Origin of the sequence: Sulfurospirillum sp. hDNRA2, from assembly GCF_024206095.2 — a bacterium.
In the GTDB taxonomy this organism is placed as follows: domain Bacteria; phylum Campylobacterota; class Campylobacteria; order Campylobacterales; family Sulfurospirillaceae; genus Sulfurospirillum.
The window spans coordinates 2,621,711-2,638,680 of sequence record NZ_CP159800.1 but is presented as its reverse complement, the minus strand read 5'-3'; the positions used below and the strand labels follow the sequence as shown (position 1 = coordinate 2,638,680).

16 protein-coding genes are annotated in these 16,970 nt (G+C 43.5%); 5 read left to right on the top strand and 11 right to left on the bottom strand.

From position 1 onward, the window contains the following. Positions 1 to 159 precede the first annotated feature (159 nt). Positions 160 to 624, top strand: a complete 465-nt coding sequence (gene ruvC, locus NL930_RS13070; RefSeq protein WP_039671803.1) for a crossover junction endodeoxyribonuclease RuvC — start codon at positions 160 to 162, stop codon at positions 622 to 624. Positions 625 to 683: 59 nt separating this feature from the next. Here the strand turns inward: ruvC and thyX are convergent, their stop codons facing one another. From thyX to NL930_RS13045, 5 genes are all read right to left on the bottom strand, one after another. After that, the gene (gene thyX, locus NL930_RS13065) at positions 684 to 1,304 is read right to left on the bottom strand and encodes an FAD-dependent thymidylate synthase (protein ID WP_041962778.1); all 621 of its coding nucleotides are present in this window, start codon (positions 1,302 to 1,304) and stop codon (positions 684 to 686) included. 55 nt (positions 1,305 to 1,359) lie between these two features. Beyond that, positions 1,360 to 4,554, bottom strand: a complete 3,195-nt coding sequence (locus NL930_RS13060; protein ID WP_254376945.1) for a flagellar hook-basal body complex protein — start codon at positions 4,552 to 4,554, stop codon at positions 1,360 to 1,362. 85 nt (positions 4,555 to 4,639) lie between these two features. Continuing rightward, positions 4,640 to 6,334: a flagellar hook-basal body complex protein gene (locus NL930_RS13055; RefSeq protein WP_254376944.1), complete on the bottom strand. Its 1,695-nt coding sequence runs from the start codon at positions 6,332 to 6,334 to the stop codon at positions 4,640 to 4,642. Between the two features lie 9 nt (positions 6,335 to 6,343). Next, positions 6,344 to 7,054 carry a flagellar hook capping FlgD N-terminal domain-containing protein gene (locus NL930_RS13050; RefSeq protein WP_041962775.1) on the bottom strand — a complete coding sequence of 237 codons (711 nt, stop codon included), beginning with the start codon at positions 7,052 to 7,054 and terminating at the stop codon, positions 6,344 to 6,346. 12 nt (positions 7,055 to 7,066) lie between these two features. After that, positions 7,067 to 8,767: a flagellar hook-length control protein FliK gene (locus NL930_RS13045; RefSeq protein ID WP_254376943.1), complete on the bottom strand. Its 1,701-nt coding sequence runs from the start codon at positions 8,765 to 8,767 to the stop codon at positions 7,067 to 7,069. 194 nt (positions 8,768 to 8,961) lie between these two features. On the opposite strand from NL930_RS13045, the gene typA reads away from it, so the two are divergent. The 4 genes from typA (at position 8,962) to fliL (ending at position 12,830) form a co-directional block, all read left to right on the top strand. Beyond that, positions 8,962 to 10,761 (top strand): translational GTPase TypA, encoded by a 1,800-nt coding sequence (gene typA, locus NL930_RS13040; RefSeq protein WP_039671808.1) that lies wholly within the window; start codon positions 8,962 to 8,964, stop codon positions 10,759 to 10,761. Between the two features lie 72 nt (positions 10,762 to 10,833). Further along, on the top strand, positions 10,834 to 11,388 hold the full coding sequence (locus NL930_RS13035) for a LemA family protein (RefSeq protein ID WP_039671809.1): 555 nt from the start codon (positions 10,834 to 10,836) through the stop codon (positions 11,386 to 11,388). Between the two features lie 21 nt (positions 11,389 to 11,409). Further along, complete coding sequence (locus tag NL930_RS13030) at positions 11,410 to 12,375, top strand: DUF3137 domain-containing protein (protein WP_254376942.1); 966 nt, start codon at positions 11,410 to 11,412, stop codon at positions 12,373 to 12,375. After that, positions 12,375 to 12,830 (top strand): flagellar basal body-associated protein FliL, encoded by a 456-nt coding sequence (gene fliL / locus NL930_RS13025; protein WP_254376941.1) that lies wholly within the window; start codon positions 12,375 to 12,377, stop codon positions 12,828 to 12,830. Before NL930_RS13030 ends, fliL begins: the two co-directional genes overlap by 1 nt. Here the strand turns inward: fliL and NL930_RS13020 are convergent. From NL930_RS13020 to secG, 6 genes are read right to left on the bottom strand one after another with little or no spacing between them, the layout of a single operon-like run. After that, complete coding sequence (locus NL930_RS13020) at positions 12,814 to 13,902, bottom strand: MFS transporter (RefSeq protein ID WP_254376940.1); 1,089 nt, start codon at positions 13,900 to 13,902, stop codon at positions 12,814 to 12,816. The two genes, fliL and NL930_RS13020, sit on opposite strands and share 17 nt — an antisense overlap. A gap of 4 nt (positions 13,903 to 13,906) precedes the next feature. Further along, entirely contained in the window at positions 13,907 to 14,368 is a 462-nt protein-coding gene (locus NL930_RS13015; protein WP_254376939.1) for an RDD family protein, read from the bottom strand. A 6-nt stretch (positions 14,369 to 14,374) separates the two neighbouring features. Continuing rightward, positions 14,375 to 14,983: an orotate phosphoribosyltransferase gene (pyrE, locus tag NL930_RS13010; RefSeq protein ID WP_039671813.1), complete on the bottom strand. Its 609-nt coding sequence runs from the start codon at positions 14,981 to 14,983 to the stop codon at positions 14,375 to 14,377. 8 nt (positions 14,984 to 14,991) lie between these two features. Further along, positions 14,992 to 15,552 (bottom strand): ribosome recycling factor, encoded by a 561-nt coding sequence (frr, locus tag NL930_RS13005; protein ID WP_254376938.1) that lies wholly within the window; start codon positions 15,550 to 15,552, stop codon positions 14,992 to 14,994. Next, positions 15,539 to 16,495: a polysaccharide deacetylase family protein gene (locus tag NL930_RS13000; protein ID WP_254376937.1), complete on the bottom strand. Its 957-nt coding sequence runs from the start codon at positions 16,493 to 16,495 to the stop codon at positions 15,539 to 15,541. Before NL930_RS13000 ends, frr begins: the two co-directional genes overlap by 14 nt. Before the next feature lie 3 nt (positions 16,496 to 16,498). Continuing rightward, positions 16,499 to 16,834: a preprotein translocase subunit SecG gene (gene secG, locus NL930_RS12995; RefSeq protein ID WP_039671816.1), complete on the bottom strand. Its 336-nt coding sequence runs from the start codon at positions 16,832 to 16,834 to the stop codon at positions 16,499 to 16,501. Positions 16,835 to 16,970 lie beyond the last annotated feature (136 nt).

The window sequence follows — 16,970 nt, the reverse complement described above, 5'->3', positions numbered from 1 at the left end:
TCAATCTCCTTAAAAAAGTCTTCACATCGTGAATAACATGTGAATAAGTTTGTTTTATTTTAACCAAACTATTATTAGTTCCTTGTTAAAGCAAGTGCCGCTATAATGTGAAAAAAGTTATTCACACTGTGACAAAAGACGTGAATAAAGGATAAAAATATGGTGATTTTAGGTATAGACCCTGGTACTAGAAACTGCGGATACAGCGTGCTTCGTAAAGAAAAAAGCAAACTTATTTTAGTGGAAGCCGGACTGATAAAAATTAAGGAAAAAATTTTACAGCATCAGATTGTGGAATTGGTCGAAGGGCTTGATACGATCTTTCGATCCCATGTGATAGACGAAGTGGCGATTGAAGATATTTTCTATGCGTACAACCCCAAAACGGTGCTAAAATTGGCTCAATTTCGAGGAGCGTTAAGTCTTAAAATTTTGCAGCTCAAAGGCAATTTTAGCGAATACACTCCTTTACAAGTTAAAAAAGCGGTTACGGGAAACGGTAAAGCGCAAAAAGAACAGGTGTCGTTTATGGTGAAAAAGATTTTAGGCATTCAACAAGAAATTAAGCCTTTGGATATTACCGATGCCATAGCAATAGCGATTACGCATGCGCAAAGGCTTTAATCAATACTAATCGGTTTTTTGACGCTAAAAGCTTACATGTCAGTCTTGACATGTAAGGCTTAAAGTGATACGTTTTCTTTGAGGCTAAAGAGGTATCGGTGTTCTTCGGGAAGTGCTTCGTAAAGGGCATGGGCTAAATTTTGAATTTCCCATAGAGCGCTTTTATCGCTTCGAAGCGTTAAAAAGTTTTGAAGGCTTCGCGCGTTAATCGTCCACGTAAGTTCGGTTTTATAGCTCTCCGGAAGGCAGTATTTGGCTTTATCGTTGCTAATGCCTTCGTTGAGTACCAAACGCAAGTTTTCAAGTGCTTTGACGCTCATTTCGTCTACCATTTCGACGCCCGTTAGGACAAGGTACTTTTGGGCGCGTTCAAAATCCTTACATGTAAAGAGTGCTTCGTTTTTGAGTTCTTTTAGGGTATAACGGGTGGATTTTACCGAAAGTGAAGCCATACGATGACGCGCAAGTTCTTGAAGCAAGGCTCTGGAAACGCCTTCGATGTAAAAATTGTAAACCAGATGTTCCAACGTTGAAGCGTGTTTAAATTTATTGCCGACGCGATCGATCAGCTCTTTATCCTTTTCGCCGCCGTTATCGCTTTTATCAAAACTTTGCCAACATGTACGAATAGCGTCTGCACAAATAAGTAACGGAGTGTAGTGATTCAGTGTAATTTTCATGTGTTGAGTCCCAAGTTTTTTGGGACTCATTGTAGTACATGTAAGCTAAAAAAATCTATTTTAATTGAAGAAGCGTATTGAGCATTTCATCCGAAGTCGTGATCGTTTTGGAGTTTGCTTGGTATCCTCTTTGGATAACGATCAATTGCGTTAAGGAGCGTGAAAGATCCACGTTACTCATTTCAAGCGAGCTTGCTTGAATGGCTCCCCTACCGCCGACGGATGCTTGACCGATAACGGGATCGCCGGAGTTTGACGTCTGGATAAAAGTATTTCCGCCGTCGCTTTCCAAACCTTCGTTATTGGTAAATTTTGCCATGGCAACTTGTGCAAGACCGAAACTTCGTCCGTTGGTAAAGCTTCCGATAAGCGTTCCCGTTTCGTCGACGCGAATACCCGAAAGATCGCCGCCCGGATAACCGTCTTGTGAAATACCCGAAGTATTGGACTCTTTATCAAATGAAGTCATACCGTCAAATTGACCCAAAGTACCAAAATGAAGCTCTATATTTTGATTCGGTGATGAACCGTTATTGGCGGTATATGTCAAGTTTGTCGGCGTAAAGGTTGCAAGTGATCCGTCGCTATTGAACGCAATAGAACCTGTGATAATATTTTCAGGTAAATTTCCAGCCGCATAATTAATTTGACCCGGTTCCGGTACGGTAATGAGCATGGACCATTCGGTACCGCCGTTATCGGTTTGTCCAATTTTTCTAAACTCAAAACGAACGGTATGTTTAGAACCTAAAGAGTCGTATACGTCGATACTGGAAGCATGACTTGCCATATAGATATTTTGAGTCGATCTTTCAGACGTACCTGAGGGGAGTGAACCTTGAAGCGCGGAAAACGATGTGGTAAATTTGGTATTTTCACTGACGTTATTGCTTGCATTGGTTAATCCCGTAATAGAAACGTAAATAGCTTGATCGTCTTTTTTACCGTCACCGTCTTTATCGGTAATACCGACATCCGTAACATCGACGGCGTCGATATTGGTTGAAGCAACGATATTTTCCGTTCCTGCACCTTGATCAATAGTAATAACGGATCCTACAACGGACGTGTGTCCGGTATAAGCGGCATCGGCTTCTATTAAGGCTCGTAAACCGCTCGCTATGGTAGCCGCATTCTCTCCGGCAGCAGCAGGAGTATAGGTATACGTTGTACCACCGATAGTAATAGAATATGTTTGTCCCGCAATGGAATTGGACGTACCGGCTAAATTGATCGTACGGTCGTCATCCGCTGCCGCAAGTGCCGCACTAATCGTTGCCGAAATTGTTCCCGCTACACTTGAGGTAGGAGGATTAATCGTTGTCGTACCGGCATTGGTCGGTAAAGTAATCGTCGTACCGTCAAGCGTTGCATCGGCATAGTCGGCTTTAATAAGGGTATACAATGCGCCTGCTACGGTTGCCGCGGTTTCTCCGCCGGCTGCGGCTGCGGTAGTATAGGTTGTACCGCCGATGGTAATAGAATACGTTTGTCCGGCAACGGCCGCCGTTGTAAGCGTAATATCGATGGTTCTATCGTCTGCAGTCACGTCAAGCGGATCGTTAATCGTTGCGCTAAATTGAGGAAAAGTCGTTCCTTGAGGTAATGTAGCGTCCGCACTTAAAACGAAGCCGGCAGGGATTGTTCCGATGAACGTATAATCTCCTTCCGTTCCGTAAGTAGCATCACCCGGGATTTTTCCGCTTAAGGTTACGGTCGTACCCGTAGGTAAAGTGATTGCATTTTTAAATGTTGTTCCGGCAGGAAATGTAACGTCTTGTGAAGATAAAACGGAGTTGATCGTAAAGCCGCTCATGGCTCCGGTATAAACATCCGGTGCATCTCCCGTAGGGTTTTTAAGTACAAATTTTCCCTCTTCGTTGACTAAAACTTGCACGCCGTCGTTTTTATTTAAGGCACTGACGGTTGACCAAGGGATGTTGTCGTTTGTCGTATTTGCTTTATTATCGGCACCGTTTGGATCGACGACGCTACCTAAATAATTCGTCCATAAACGTGCGTCTACTTGCATAGCATTTCGTAAATCTTCCGTCGTATGAAATTTTCTAACGACGCTTGCATCGTAATCATGTGATGCCGAGACGGAAGAGGTCGAATAAGCGTATTGATAAGCGGTAATGACTTGTGTTGACGTTAAGCCGATTGTTGTCGGAGAGGTAACGTCAAGGTTAATATTTTTATGTTGCTCATCGGTTCCTATTTTATTAGTATTTTTAAGAACCAGATGATTACCGTTTTCAACGGTTGCGACAACACCCGTTTCGCTTGTTTTTTGGTTAATGAGGTTTGCAATTTCGTTAGCGACAAGAATATTTTCTTCACTTGTCGGAGTCGCTTTTGCGGCTTTTGTCAATTCGCCGCTGATACTAACGCCGTTAACGGTAATTTTTAACGACGACGTTGAATTGCTCGCCGTGATGCTTTGCGGTTTGGCGACGGCATCGGCATAACTCATCCAAATACCCTGCCCTTCTCTTAGGTTAAACGCTTCGCCCGTGGCATTAAATAAAACACCCATGTCGACACCGCGTTCGACCAATTCATTATCGGTATTGAAAGAGTTTAACGAAGCATCGTTTTCATCATGTTTTTCCGTTGTCGATTTGGTATTGTTATTGTCCTTATCGTACCAACCTTTATATTGATCCAATGCATAAATAGCACTTTTATTTTTGGTAGAATCACCGGAGTTAAGATTGGCTTTAAGCGTAATGTATCCCGTATCGTTAGCCGGCGTGGTCAATCCGGGAGGAATAGTGATATTTCGAATCGGAGCCGTTGCGTCGATTTCGCCGGTAGTATCGTCTCTGACCCAACCTTGTGCAATATAGCCGTTTGCATCGACGAAGTTACCGTTTGCGTCAAATGAAAAATCTCCGTTTCGGGAGTATTTGTAGGTATTTCCGCCGTCTGGAGAAATAACGAAAAAACCGTCTCCGCTGATGGCAAGATCGGTATTTTTATCGGTGGTTTCGATAGAACCTTGTTTAAAAATCTTCGTAACGGAACTGACTTGTGTTCCAAGACCTATTTGCATTGAGTTTTTACCGCCGAGTTCTCCTTGTGGAGCCGTAGCGATTTTGGCCGTTTGATTGAGAAGATCGGAAAAATTCGCACGAGAATATTTAAAGCCGGTAGTATTAACGTTTGCAATGTTATTACCTTCAACGTCCATAGCAATTTGGTGCGCTTGTAATCCGGTAACGCCGGCCCAAAGTGATCTCATCATAGCGTATCCTTTTTAAAGTTACTTTTTAGTGTAATGAATAGTGTTTAAAATCAAAAGCAATTTTTATTCCATATAATGTTAAAAACTATTGTTTCATATTGATAGCATTTTGGAGCAACTCATCGCTGGTCGTAATGCCTTTTGAACTTGCGGTAAATGCTTTTTGTATCACGATTAGTTCGGTCAATGCCGTTGCCATACTAACGTTACTGCCTTCCAGTCGGTGATTTAAAACATTGGAGCCTAAAAAAGCATTTCCGTCTTTATCGGTATAAAAAATAGCTTTTCCGCTGTTGGAAGACTCTTCAAAGAGGTTTGAAGATGCAGACGTTAAACCTTGGTCGTTTTGAAAGTGGTAGACGGCAACTTTAGCAATAGCGGAGCTTTTTCCGTTATCGAATTCGGCAATAATATTGCCGTTGCCGTCCATTCCGTAGTTTTTTAAAAACCCTTCGACGGTACCGTTTGTTTGATAACTACTCGTTTTAGTAATACTGGTACTGGAAACAAGTCCGTCAAAACTGTTAAGTGTTCCCAAATTGACATTTAGAGTCGTCCCTCCGTTGGAAAGTGCGGGCAAAGAGTTGCTAAGAAGTCTACCGGCTCCGTCAAATTCTAAGGTACCCGTTTGGGTATCGACAATTTCATAGACTTTGGCGTCTTTTTGGTTAACGTAATAAAGTGCAGGATCATAGGTCTTTGTACTGTCGTAATTTTCATAAAAGCTGTAAATATTGGCGGTAACATCCCATGTTGTTCCCGAAGCGGCTTGAGGAACTCTTTTCGTAAAGGTCATATCAAGCGTATCTTTATCACCGTCTGGACCAATAATACCGATCGATGCATGGTCTTGATTGGCAACCTCTTGGTTGGTTGTTACGGAGACCGAAACGTTTAAAGGGTTACTTGTGTCGAGTTCGCTGACATTAACATTGGAAATGCTCCATTGATTCGACGCATCTAATTGGGTAGTTGCCGTTAATTTTTTACCGGCGTTATCCGTAACGGTAACGAGCACTTGATCCCCCGGTTGAGGATTTTGAAGTGCGCTCGTATGCGTCGTCGTTCCGTTTAGGCTTATTTTTCCGGAAGCGGCGGTAACGGTTTGCGTGTAGTCATCGCTGTTCAGAGGAACGCTAACGGAACCTATCGTGACCTTTGGATTTAAGCTGGCACTGTAAGAAACATTCGTCGTTGCCGTCGGAGGATAGTACAATAAATCGGGTAAATGCACTTTTGTTTGTTTTCCGACGCTTCCAAGAGGCACATCTCCCGTAGCATTAATCGCGTACGGTTGTGCGGGTGTTTTTGCGGTGCTTTTGTAATACGTACCGAATTTGGAGAGGGTTGTTTCATCAAGTGTCGTCGGAGTGATATTATTTCCCGACGTCGCTAGAAGATAATTGCCGTTTATGTCGACTAGATCACCGTTAGAATCGATTGAAAATTGTCCCGCTCGCGTAAAATAGGTTTTTTCGTTAAGCCCTTGAACCCCGAACCAGCCTTCTCCGCCGATCGCCAAATCAAAGGCATTATCGGTGTTTTGAAGGATACCTTGGTTCATATTAAACGCCGTCGTTTGGCTAGAAGCACCTAAACTGTCGTCATTAGCATATGCGGCATAGGTACCTGCCAGCGTCGTTGAAAAAAGCGATGAAATTTCCGGCGTGCTTCCTTTAAATCCGATGGTATTGATGTTAGCGATGTTGTTGGATTGGACGTCCATCGCGAACTGAAACGATTTAACGCCCGAGACGCTATTGTATAATGAACTGTTCATCGCCGTTTCTTACGAAATTAAAGATTGTTCGTAAAACTCGGTTACGTCACCCATCGGATAATAAGTTGAACCGAGTTTGACATAAGTTTCGCCGTCTTCGTAACGAATGGATTCTACGGGATAAACACCGAATTGCGTTGTTTGTGATTTACCGTTTGCATCGACGTAATCCGCCGTAACGCTGTAATATCCGTCTTTAACTTTATCGCCGTATTGGTTCGTACCGTCCCATTTAAAGGCGACTACGCCGCTTTTACCGGCGGCAACGTCTCCAAGGTCGATGGTTTGCACGGTATTTTTGTTAGCGTCTTTAATCGTAAGCGTTCCGTCTTTAATCTCATTCGGAAAGTAGACTTCATACGCCGCTTCGCCGTCTTTTAACGTGATAGCGTTATAGCCGAGGCTTGCCATTTTACCGATAACCGAAGTTGCTCCGGCACTCACGCTTTGTTTCAGTTGTGCCGCTAAATCTTCCAGAGCTTTATTGGTGTTTTCGGAAGCTTCAAGGGTTGCTAATTGTGATGTTTGGGTCAAGATTTTATCGCTATCCATCGGATCGGTTGGATCTTGATGTTGGAGCTCAACGAGTAAAAGTTGTAAAAAATCATCTTTATTTAAACTATCGGCAGAGCCTGTTTTTGCCGTACTCGTGCTTGAACTTGTACCGCTAGTGGTTGTAGAGCTTCCCGTTTTAATAAGATTTTCATATCCTGTTGCCATGTTCTATCCTTTTTAAACGTATTGAGGAATGACGATCTCTAAGAGTGCCGTATCGTCCTCGGTTTGTTCCGCGCCGAACTCTTTAAAGTTTCCGCCGCTTTGTTTTTGGTGGTGTTGCGATTGTTCACTATTACGTTGATCGCTGAAGTTCATTTCAAGGTTGGTAAAACCCATATTGACCAAAGCACTCTTGACTTCGTCTTGATTTTGAGTGAAGAGGTTCATGGTCGTCGTGTTGGATGAAATGTTGACATGTAGGTTATTGCCTCGCGTCAATAACGTTACGTCGACATCGCCTAAACTTTTCGGACTTAAGGAAAGTTCTACTTTCATAATGGGTGGTTTATAGGTTTCGATCTGCTCTTTTAAATCGCTGGCAAACTGTGAGAGACTCTCTTTGGTCGTAGTCGGTTTATTCGTGTTAAAATCTTGTTTTGTCGTTATTTTTACGGTGCTATCGGTTTTAATATCGGGCGTTGATTGTATATCTTCGCTCGATGATTTTACCTCTTCCGATACGAGCGGCTTTGTCGTCTGTGCAGAAGAAAGTTCGTCATTTGTCGTGTCGATTGTTTTTTCTTGTTTCAAAGATTTTACCAGCGATTCGTCATTTTTAGCGTCGCTTTTTTGAATAACTTCCGCTTTGAGGTCATTAGGTTTTGCTATCGGAGTCTCTTGCGTTGTTACGCCGTTCTCGTTGATTGCTTGCGTCGGAACTTCAGATTTTTTCATTTCTTGTTTGACATCGTGCAATGCTTTTTGAATAACGGTTTCCAACGGTTTTGTTAATACTTCGATAGAAGATTTTACCGCATCGTCGGTGTGCGGATCATTTTTTTGTTGCATCGAAGCGTCGGTCATTTTAGTTTCCGATGCGGCGTTGTTTACTATTTTTTGTGCTAACGTTTGTTGCTTTTCGTTTACGATCGACGTCTCTTCTAAAGGCTTAGACGACGTTGGGATGGGTTGTTGTGAATGTGTCGCTTCGCTAGAACTCTCTTTGGCGATTAGCTCGCCCAAAATGGATTGCGTCTGCGGCACGGGTTGGGTTTTGGGCTGTTGATTATCCAAAAGATTCATGAGCCCTACTTGGGTCGGAATCGTTGTTTGTTGCGTTGTTTGCGCCGTTGATCGAGGCTCGGTTTGCATTTGCTTGAGTGCTGTCGTAATCTCGTCGAAAAAGTTATTTTGCGTTAGCTTCGGAAATTTAGTTTGTAAACTTTCAACGCTCTCTTTTGAAATCGAGAGTTTTTCGAGTCCTAAGTCGTATTTTTTGGAGACTTCAAGCAAGTCGCTGACGTTTTTAACATTGGCAAAATCTTGGCGAGCCGTTTCATTGTTAAGAATCTTTTCAAGATTTGAAGACGCTTTTAAAGTCGGGAAATTCGTTGTTTGCGAATCTTGTTGCAAGGTATTGACGATGCTTAAAAGATCTTCTAAAAGATGTTCGTCGATAGGTTTTGCCTCATCCGTACTGCCTGCCGTCAAAAGGTTCTCCGTAGCGGCAGAAGTCGTCGTATCGATCGGAAGTTCTTCAAGCGTTTGAGGATTTTCTTCTTGCGTCAATTTTCCCAAAATAATTGCAAAAAAACTTTCGGCAAACGCTCCTTCTTGCGCAGGCGTTTGCGTACCAGAAACATCGGTGTTAACGCTATTAGACGCTGTAGATAAAGGGCTGCTTTTGGTTTGAACAAAAGAGAAAAGATCTTGCATGTTCATTGCCTTATACTCAAATTTTAGATAATTCCACGCTTTTAACAAGCAATCTTCATTCCACATCGGTAACAAAGCTTTACATGTAAATTTAGCGATAAAATGATATAATGAGACATATTACTTCTTCGAACTACACCTGCCACGTATGTTTTATTAAGAGATGTAAAAGCTAAGATAACGAGGAGAATTTTTTGCAAGAGTTTAGAAATATTGCCGTAATCGCGCACGTTGACCACGGCAAAACTACTTTGGTCGACGAGTTGTTGAAACAATCGGGGACCTTTAGCGCACACCAAAAAGTCGAAGAAAGAGCGATGGATAGCAACGATCTTGAGAAAGAACGCGGCATTACCATCCTTTCTAAAAATACGGCGATTCGTTATAAAGAGACGAAAATCAACATTATCGATACTCCGGGCCACGCGGATTTCGGCGGTGAAGTTGAGCGTGTTTTAAAAATGGTCGACGGTGTTTTATTGCTAGTCGATGCACAAGAGGGCGTTATGCCTCAAACCAAGTTTGTCGTCAAAAAAGCGTTAAGTTTGGGTTTGTGCCCGATCGTCGTCGTCAATAAGATCGACAAGCCTGCAGCCGATCCCGATCGTGTCGTCGATGAAGTGTTCGACCTTCTCGTTGCGCTCGGTGCGAACGAGCAGCAGTTGGAATTTCCCATTGTTTACGCCGCGGCACGCGACGGTTACGCCAAGTACGATATGAGCGACGAAAACAAAAATCTAGAACCTTTGTTTGAGACGATTATCAAACATGTTCCCGCACCTTCGGGCAAACCCGAAAATCCGCTTCAACTACAGGTATTTACCCTTGATTACGATAATTACGTCGGTAAAATAGGTATTGCGCGTATTTTTAACGGTACGATTAAAAAGAACGAAACCGTCATGCTTGCCAAAGCGAGCGGGGAACAAACGCGCGGACGTATCTCTAAATTGATCGGTTTCCACGGTTTGGATCGTATCGATATTAACGAAGCCGAAAGCGGCGATATCGTTGCGGTTGCCGGTTTTGAGACACTCGACGTCGGCGATAGTATCGTTGATCCGAATAATCCGATGCCGCTTGATCCTTTGCATATCGAAGAGCCTACGCTTTCGGTCGTTTTTGCGGTTAACGATTCTCCGTTTGCGGGACTTGACGGCAAATACGTTACTTCCAATAAACTATCCGAGCGTTTAGAATCCGAGATGAAAACCAATATCGCGATGAAATACGAGTCAGAGGGCGAAGGTAAATTTAAAGTTTCCGGCCGCGGCGAGTTGCAAATTACGATCTTAGCGGAAAATATGCGCCGCGAAGGGTATGAGTTTTCCCTTGGCCGTCCCGAAGTTATCATCAGGGAAGAAAACGGTGTCAAAATGGAACCTTACGAGCACTTGGTAATTGACGTGCCTGACGAGTTTACCGGAACGGTTATCGAAAAACTCGGCCGCAAAAAAGCGGAAATGAAAACGATGAATCCGACGGGTGACGGACAGACGAGAATCGAGTTTGAAATTCCCGCGCGCGGTCTTATCGGCTTTCGCGGACAGTTTTTGACCGATACCAAAGGCGAAGGCGTTATGAACCATTCGTTTTTAGAGTTCCGTCCGCTGAGCGGCGAAGTCGAACACCGCAAAAACGGTGCGTTGACCTCTATGGAAACGGGTACGGCAATGGGTTATTCACTCTTTAGCTTGCAAGAAAGAGGCGTTTTGTTTATCGATGCGCAGGTTAAAGTCTACTCGGGTATGATTATCGGCGAGCATTCACGTCCAAACGATTTGGACGTCAATCCGATTAAAGGCAAGCCTCAAAGTAACGTTAGAAGTAGCGGTGCCGATGAAGCGATTAAACTGGTTCCGCCTCGAAAAATGAACCTTGAGCTAGCGCTTGAGTGGATTGAAAACGATGAACTTGTCGAAGTGACGCCTTTAAATATTCGCATTCGTAAAAAATACTTAGATCCGACGCAACGTAAACGTATGAGTCGTTAATACGGCTTGATCGAGGGCTCTGCCGAATCTACATGTAGACTCGGCAGAGCCCATGTCATAAGGAGGTTTATCGTGGAAACGTTTTTGATCATCGGCGGTGCACTGCTTTTCATTTTTATCGTTTTGTACAACACGTTAATTTCTAAAAAAAATCAAGTCGATAATATCTTTGCGGGACTCGACGCGGTTTTGAAAAAACGTTACGATCTGATTCCCAATCTTGTCGCGACGCTCAAAGAGTATATGCTTCACGAAGCGGGAACTTTAGAAAAAATCACTTCTTTACGTTCGCAAGCCCTTCAACCGAGCCTTAATGCCCAGGAAAAGATGGCATTGGACAAAGCACTCTCGTCCGCATTGGGTTCGTTGATGGTAACGGTTGAAAACTATCCGATACTCAAGGCAAACGAAAATTTTCTACATCTTCAACATACGCTTCATGAGGTCGAAGAGCAAATTTCCGCCGCACGTCGTGCTTACAATCAAAGCGTTACCGATTATAATAATGCGCTTGAGATGTTTCCTACCAATGTACTTGCGGGTTTTATGCACTTAGAGAAAAAAGAAGTGTTGCGTATTGACGTTACGGAGCGTGAGAACGTCAACGTCAAAAATCTTTTTCGTTAGTTAACGCCCCCCCTTCGTATCATGGCGACGCTTTCATCGCTGCTTGAATACTACTACGAAACGATGCAGGAAGCACTCTTCCCTTTGGAAGAGGAACGCAAGCGCATCGTCAAAAAGCTCCAAACGGTCGCTTTTTTTATGAGCATAGGAGCGGTCGTTTTTTTTACCGTTTTACATCAACACATGCATTTTGCACCTTTGCAGGCAGGCTTACTCAGCGCTATGAGCGGCTTTTTGATTTTTATGTTTGTTTACCGTCACGAAAAAGCGGGTTTTACGGCACTCTTTAAAGATCAGGTGATCGAAAAGCTGCTTTATCAAATCGATGCATCGCTTTCGTATCGCAAAGAAAGTGCCATCGATGAAGAAGCATACCGAAGAAGCGAGCTTTTTTTGGAAGATTACGATCGATTTGAAGGAAGCGATCTGGTAAGCGGTTCGATTGCGAAAATCGACGTGCGATTCAGTTTTTTACATACGCAACAAAAAGAGCGTGATAGTAAAGGAAGAGAACGGTGGGAGACGATTTTTCAAGGGCTGTTTTTTTGCGCCGACTTTAACAAAGCCTTTAAAAGTAAAACGGTAGTTTTACCCGACACAGCGGAGCGAACTTTAGGTGTTTTAGGAACATGGTTTCAACGTATGAACGTCGCCAGAGGATCGCTGATGAAGCTCGATCATGCCGAATTTGAAAAAATTTTCGTCGTTTACGGGGACGATCCGATAGAGAGCCGCTATATTCTTTCACATTCCTTCATGGAAAAAATCGTGCTTCTTCAACGAAAAATTAACCGACCGATCTATCTCTCTTTCGTTGCTTCGCAAATTTATATTGCTATTGCCTACACAAAATCTCTTTTTGAGCCGATATTAACACGTTCATTATTGGAATTTTCGTATATTAAAGAGTATTTTCAACTTCTCAATACGGTCGTCGGGATCGTTGAAGAACTCAAACTCAATGAAAAATTATGGAGTAAACGCTAATGCTCAATGAAAAATTGCTCAAAATTACGTTGGGATTTATCATTTTGCTCATCGGTATCGGTTTTTGGACGATTCGCTATATGCTCAAAGAAGATTCATCTATTTCTTCATACGAGAACGTTGCTGCAAAAACTAAAGCGACGAACGTCAGCACCGATGCCAATGAGGTCAGCTTGGATACGATTTATATCAATATCCGCTCGCAAAAATTCAAAATTATGAAAGCCGATATTGCCCTGATTATGAAAAACGCGAGTAGCAAAAAAGCTCTCAAAGGCAATATGGAAAACGTGCGAAACGCCGTTTTACAGTACCTCAATACGATGGACTCTAACGGTTTGGATACTTTAGAGGGGAAAGAGCGTTTAAAAAGCGAATTAATGGGTATGATAGAAGAGAATTTCGGTTACGAAGTCGAGACGATCTATCTTAAAAATTTTATTCTTTCTCCTTGAAAAGAAAAAGGCTTCCAAGCGAAAGTAACGCTATCAAACCGGCGTACATGTAAAGCCTTGGACCGTAAAAATTACCCGCGATCAATGCACCCGCAAATCCTCCCAATCCGAAAGAAAGCCCGTAGTAAAACTGTGCCGCAAGCTTTTTGTGTGCGTACAGAGCATAAAGTAAACTCAAAGCTGCGGTATGGTGCAGTGCAAAACTAAACGCATGCAACGATTGCGTTGCGTAAGAAGCCAAAAGCGACGAGGGAAATAAAAAGAGTAAAAACCATCGAACGGCGGCACTTAAAACGCCGAATTTCAGAAGGCTTAAAAGCGTAAAACGTTTGAGAAGCGGTGCTTGAAAATAAAATAGAATAATTTCGCAAACGACGCCGAAAGCCCACAAATAGCTGGTTGTCTCTAAAGTGATACCGTGAGCGGTTTCGTAAATGGTAAAAAAGTTGTAAAACGCGCCGAAACTTACTTGCATCAGAAAGAAACTGATCCACAAAAACGTAGCATGCGAAAATCGGAAAGTCGTATTTGAAACGGTCGGTGCCGATAAAAGAGCGTTATGGCGCGTAAGCCAATAGGCGGATGCCGCCGTAAGTACGATCGCCGCCAAAAGGTAGTGCAAAGCGTTGTCGAAATGCTCCAAGCGACGCGCAAGAATGATGCCGATTGCCATGAAGCCGATCGAGCCGAAAAGTCGAGCACGTCCGAAACGCTCTTTTTTAAGATGTTCCATTGCGTATGTCTCAACGTAAGGCAAGATCATACCCAAACACGCTCCTAAAAGCATATTGGGAAGCATGAAAAGGTAAAAATGCTCGATTGTGGGATAAAAAAGCACTATGGCACCGATGGCGCCGAGTAAAGCGGTATAAAAAACCGTACGCGAGAGTTCAAAATGCTTTAGGAAAAAAAACGGAACGATGAAGCGCATCAACGGGGCAAGCGCAAAGACGGCGCCGATTTGAAAGGCGTTATAGCCGATGGTTTGCAGCATTTTAGGCATAAAAATGACGTACACGCCGGTTACAACGAAATAGAAAAAGAAGAAACTCGAAATTTTGGTAAAAATCACGGGCTTACTTGCAAAGAGGCACGCTACGGCTGAGAAGATCGTAAAGCGTACGGCGGTCTTTGCGTAGCAAAGGGAGCAAAAGCCCGATGAGCGTTATACATGTAAGCAGTGCCGTAAGATAGCGTATCAGCAACATCGCGAGAGACGGCGTACGAAGCGTTTGAGGGTCTTTAAGCTCGATGTCATAGGCTTTAAAACCGGGCGTTTGCGCCGTTTTGTAAAAAAAGAGCGTCGTCACGAAGCCGTACGGAGCTAAGACGAGTAGCCATCCTAGCGCCCAGTGTTGCGCAAAGCCTTCGCGTGAACCGAAAACGAGATAAAATACAACGTAAAGAATCGGCATGAGAAGCATAAACGAATCGACGATAAATGCCTTAGCTCTCTTGGAAAAAGGCGCGATACGATCGGTTTGCCGTTTCGCAATCGGTGCTTTTAAGCCGCCTTTTTTCGCCTCACGCCATCGCATAAATGCTTAGTTTCCTCGACTGCCGGGTTTGTATGCGATACTTCCTTCTTTACACAAAGGACAATCGCTTGGATCGTAGATATCGAACTCAAAATCGGCCAAGGCAAAAAACGGTGCGTCGTTTGGAAGCTTACATGTCGGTTTCGCTTCCAAATCGCTTCCGATGCGTTTGCAAAAACCGCGATTGGCAAGGGCTGCAAATCCGACGATAATACCGCCCATACTTTGAGCGACGTTTGCCGCTTCAAGTGCGGAACCGCCTGTCGTGATAATATCTTCGCAGACCAAAATTTTCTCGCCTTTTTTCACGTCAAAACCGCGACGAATCGTCATCTCTCCGCCGACGCGTTCGGCAAAGATAAAACGTTTGCCCAGTGCCCGTGCTAGCTCGTATCCCGCCAATACGCCGCCAAGAGCGGGAGAACAGACGGTGTCGATTTCCAGTCCGTAGGCTTGAATCATTTTTGCGAGTGCGACGGCAAGTTCTTCAGCGACTTTAGGGTCTTCTAAAACTTTGGCACTTTGAAGGTAAAAACGAGAATGTTTGCCGCTACTAAGTAAAAAATGTCCTTCTAAAAGCGCGTTAGCTTCTTTATAAATGTTTTCGATTTGCATAAAAACCCTTAAATTTTGAGCAATTCAGCTTCTTTTTCTTTGACCAAGTCGTCTATTTTTGCGACCGTCGCATCGGTAATTTTTTGAACCTCGTCTTGCGCTTTTTTGGATTGATCTTCGGTGATCAGCTTATCTTTTTCGAGCTTTTTCACTTGGTCGTTGGCGTCTTTACGTACGTTACGTGCGGCAACTTTGGCTTTATCGCCCATGATTTTGGCTTGTTTTGCACTCTCTTTTCGTTGCTCGCTCGTCATCGGAGGGAAAAAGAGTTTGACGCTTTCGCCGTCGTTATTCGGGTTGACGCCGATATTGGCTTGCATGATTGCTTTTTCGATTTCGCGTAGCATCTTTTTTTCCCACGGCGTAATGCTAATCGTCGTAGCGTCGGTTGCTAAAACGGTTGCGACTTGATTTAAAGCAGTCGGCGTTCCGTAGTAATCGACATGAATGTTATCTAAGATCGAGATAGCGACTTTTCCGCTACGAATCGTCATAAAGTCGCGTTTAAGGGAAGAGATGCATTTTTCCATATGCTCTTTTTGTTCGGCATATACTTTATTTAGTTCCATAGTTATCCTTTACGAGTAGTTTCGTTGAAATTTTATTGCCCACGGAGACGATGAGCCTCGTGCGCTCTTTGGTCAAAATTTTAGTGATATTCGCTTGAAAAACACCTTCTTGAAGCTCAAGTTCTTGATAGCCAAAACCGCTGATATACAAACCGCCTTTGGTTGCGCTTGTGTTAGCTTTGACATGTAAGGTACCGACTTTAGCGTCTTTGAGAAGGTATTGAGGTTCGATCCATGTCGCTTCCAAGGCTTTGTATTTTAAAAAGGCGTTCAAATCGCTTTTGCCTACAAGTGCCGAACGGTCTAAGTCCAAGGGATCGCTAAAGGAAGCAACCGCCCCCATATTTTGGTTTAAAATCGCTTCGAAGCCGTAGCTTTCGGCAATGGCTTTAACGCGCGGACTAAACTCTCCGAAAGGATACGAGAAGTAGCGCGGTTTAATACCCAAACGTTTTTCAAATAAGGCCAATCCTTCGTCGAAATCTTTTTTAAGAGCGTCGTCGCTCAGTTCGGTCATATGCGGGTGATGCATAGAGTGAAACGCTAAAGAGCCGTATTTCGCAAGTTCTTTGAGTTCGTCCCAGCTCATATAATCACCGTATTTTTGCTCCGTAGCATCGACGTAAACAAACATCGTAAACGCATAACCGTACTCTTTGAAGAGTGCAAGTCCGTGTCGGTAAAAGCTTTTATAATTGTCGTCTATAGTGAGGACGACCCAGTTGTCGGGGATCGTTTCCTTTGCCCGGAGTGCTTGAACGAGTTTTTCAAGCGGAACGACTTCATACCCGTTGCGTTTAAAATACTCAAATTCATACCGTAACTCTTGCAACGACGTATTGGTGCTGGGATAGCGATCATCGTTAAAGCGATGATAGATAAAGATATGGGCATCCGCCCATACCGTTACGCTAAGAAGCAAAAACGACCAAAAAAATTTCATCGATTATTTGGTGCTGGGAGCTTCAGGTGCGCTTGGAGCTGAGGGCATCGGTGCAGGAGTGCTCGGAACGACGCTCTTTTCGATTTTGATATCTTCGGCAATCGAAACTTTTTTATCTTGATTGTAAAAATAGCCTAACGCAAGCGTATTTGCGATAAAAAGAATACCGACGACAAACGTAAATTTTGCCATAAATCCGGCAGGTCCTTTTGCTCCGAAAAGCGATTCGTTACTGCCGCTATACGCGCCAAGTCCGATAGAAGAGCTTTTTTGAAGTAATACGGCAACGGTTAATATACCGGTTAAAACAAATTGTAAAACCAATAAAACGGTGGTCATTTGAGATGTCCTTTGTGTTTCATAATCTAGTAGAACTGAAGATTATACCCAAACCGATTTTAAAATGTATTAAAGCCTCTTTTTTTGATGTGGTATTTGTACCGATCGCAGGAGTGATTTTCGCGATTCGAAGCGT

Coding starts and splice junctions, on each gene's coding strand:
- ruvC (WP_039671803.1), top strand. CDS start 160: ATGGTGATTTTAGGTATAGACCCTGGTACTAGAAACTGCGGATACAGC.
- thyX (WP_041962778.1), bottom strand. CDS start 1,304: ATGAAAATTACACTGAATCACTACACTCCGTTACTTATTTGTGCAGAC.
- NL930_RS13060 (WP_254376945.1), bottom strand. CDS start 4,554: ATGATGAGATCACTTTGGGCCGGCGTTACCGGATTACAAGCGCACCAA.
- NL930_RS13055 (WP_254376944.1), bottom strand. CDS start 6,334: ATGAACAGTTCATTATACAATAGCGTCTCGGGCGTTAAATCGTTTCAG.
- NL930_RS13050 (WP_041962775.1), bottom strand. CDS start 7,054: ATGGCAACAGGATATGAAAATCTTATTAAAACGGGAAGCTCTACAACC.
- NL930_RS13045 (WP_254376943.1), bottom strand. CDS start 8,767: ATGCAAGATCTTTTCTCTTTTGTTCAAACCAAAAGCAGCCCTTTATCT.
- NL930_RS13030 (WP_254376942.1), top strand. CDS start 11,410: ATGGCGACGCTTTCATCGCTGCTTGAATACTACTACGAAACGATGCAG.
- fliL (WP_254376941.1), top strand. CDS start 12,375: ATGCTCAATGAAAAATTGCTCAAAATTACGTTGGGATTTATCATTTTG.
- NL930_RS13015 (WP_254376939.1), bottom strand. CDS start 14,368: ATGCGATGGCGTGAGGCGAAAAAAGGCGGCTTAAAAGCACCGATTGCG.
- pyrE (WP_039671813.1), bottom strand. CDS start 14,983: ATGCAAATCGAAAACATTTATAAAGAAGCTAACGCGCTTTTAGAAGGA.
- frr (WP_254376938.1), bottom strand. CDS start 15,552: ATGGAACTAAATAAAGTATATGCCGAACAAAAAGAGCATATGGAAAAA.
- NL930_RS13000 (WP_254376937.1), bottom strand. CDS start 16,495: ATGAAATTTTTTTGGTCGTTTTTGCTTCTTAGCGTAACGGTATGGGCG.
- secG (WP_039671816.1), bottom strand. CDS start 16,834: ATGACCACCGTTTTATTGGTTTTACAATTTGTTTTAACCGGTATATTA.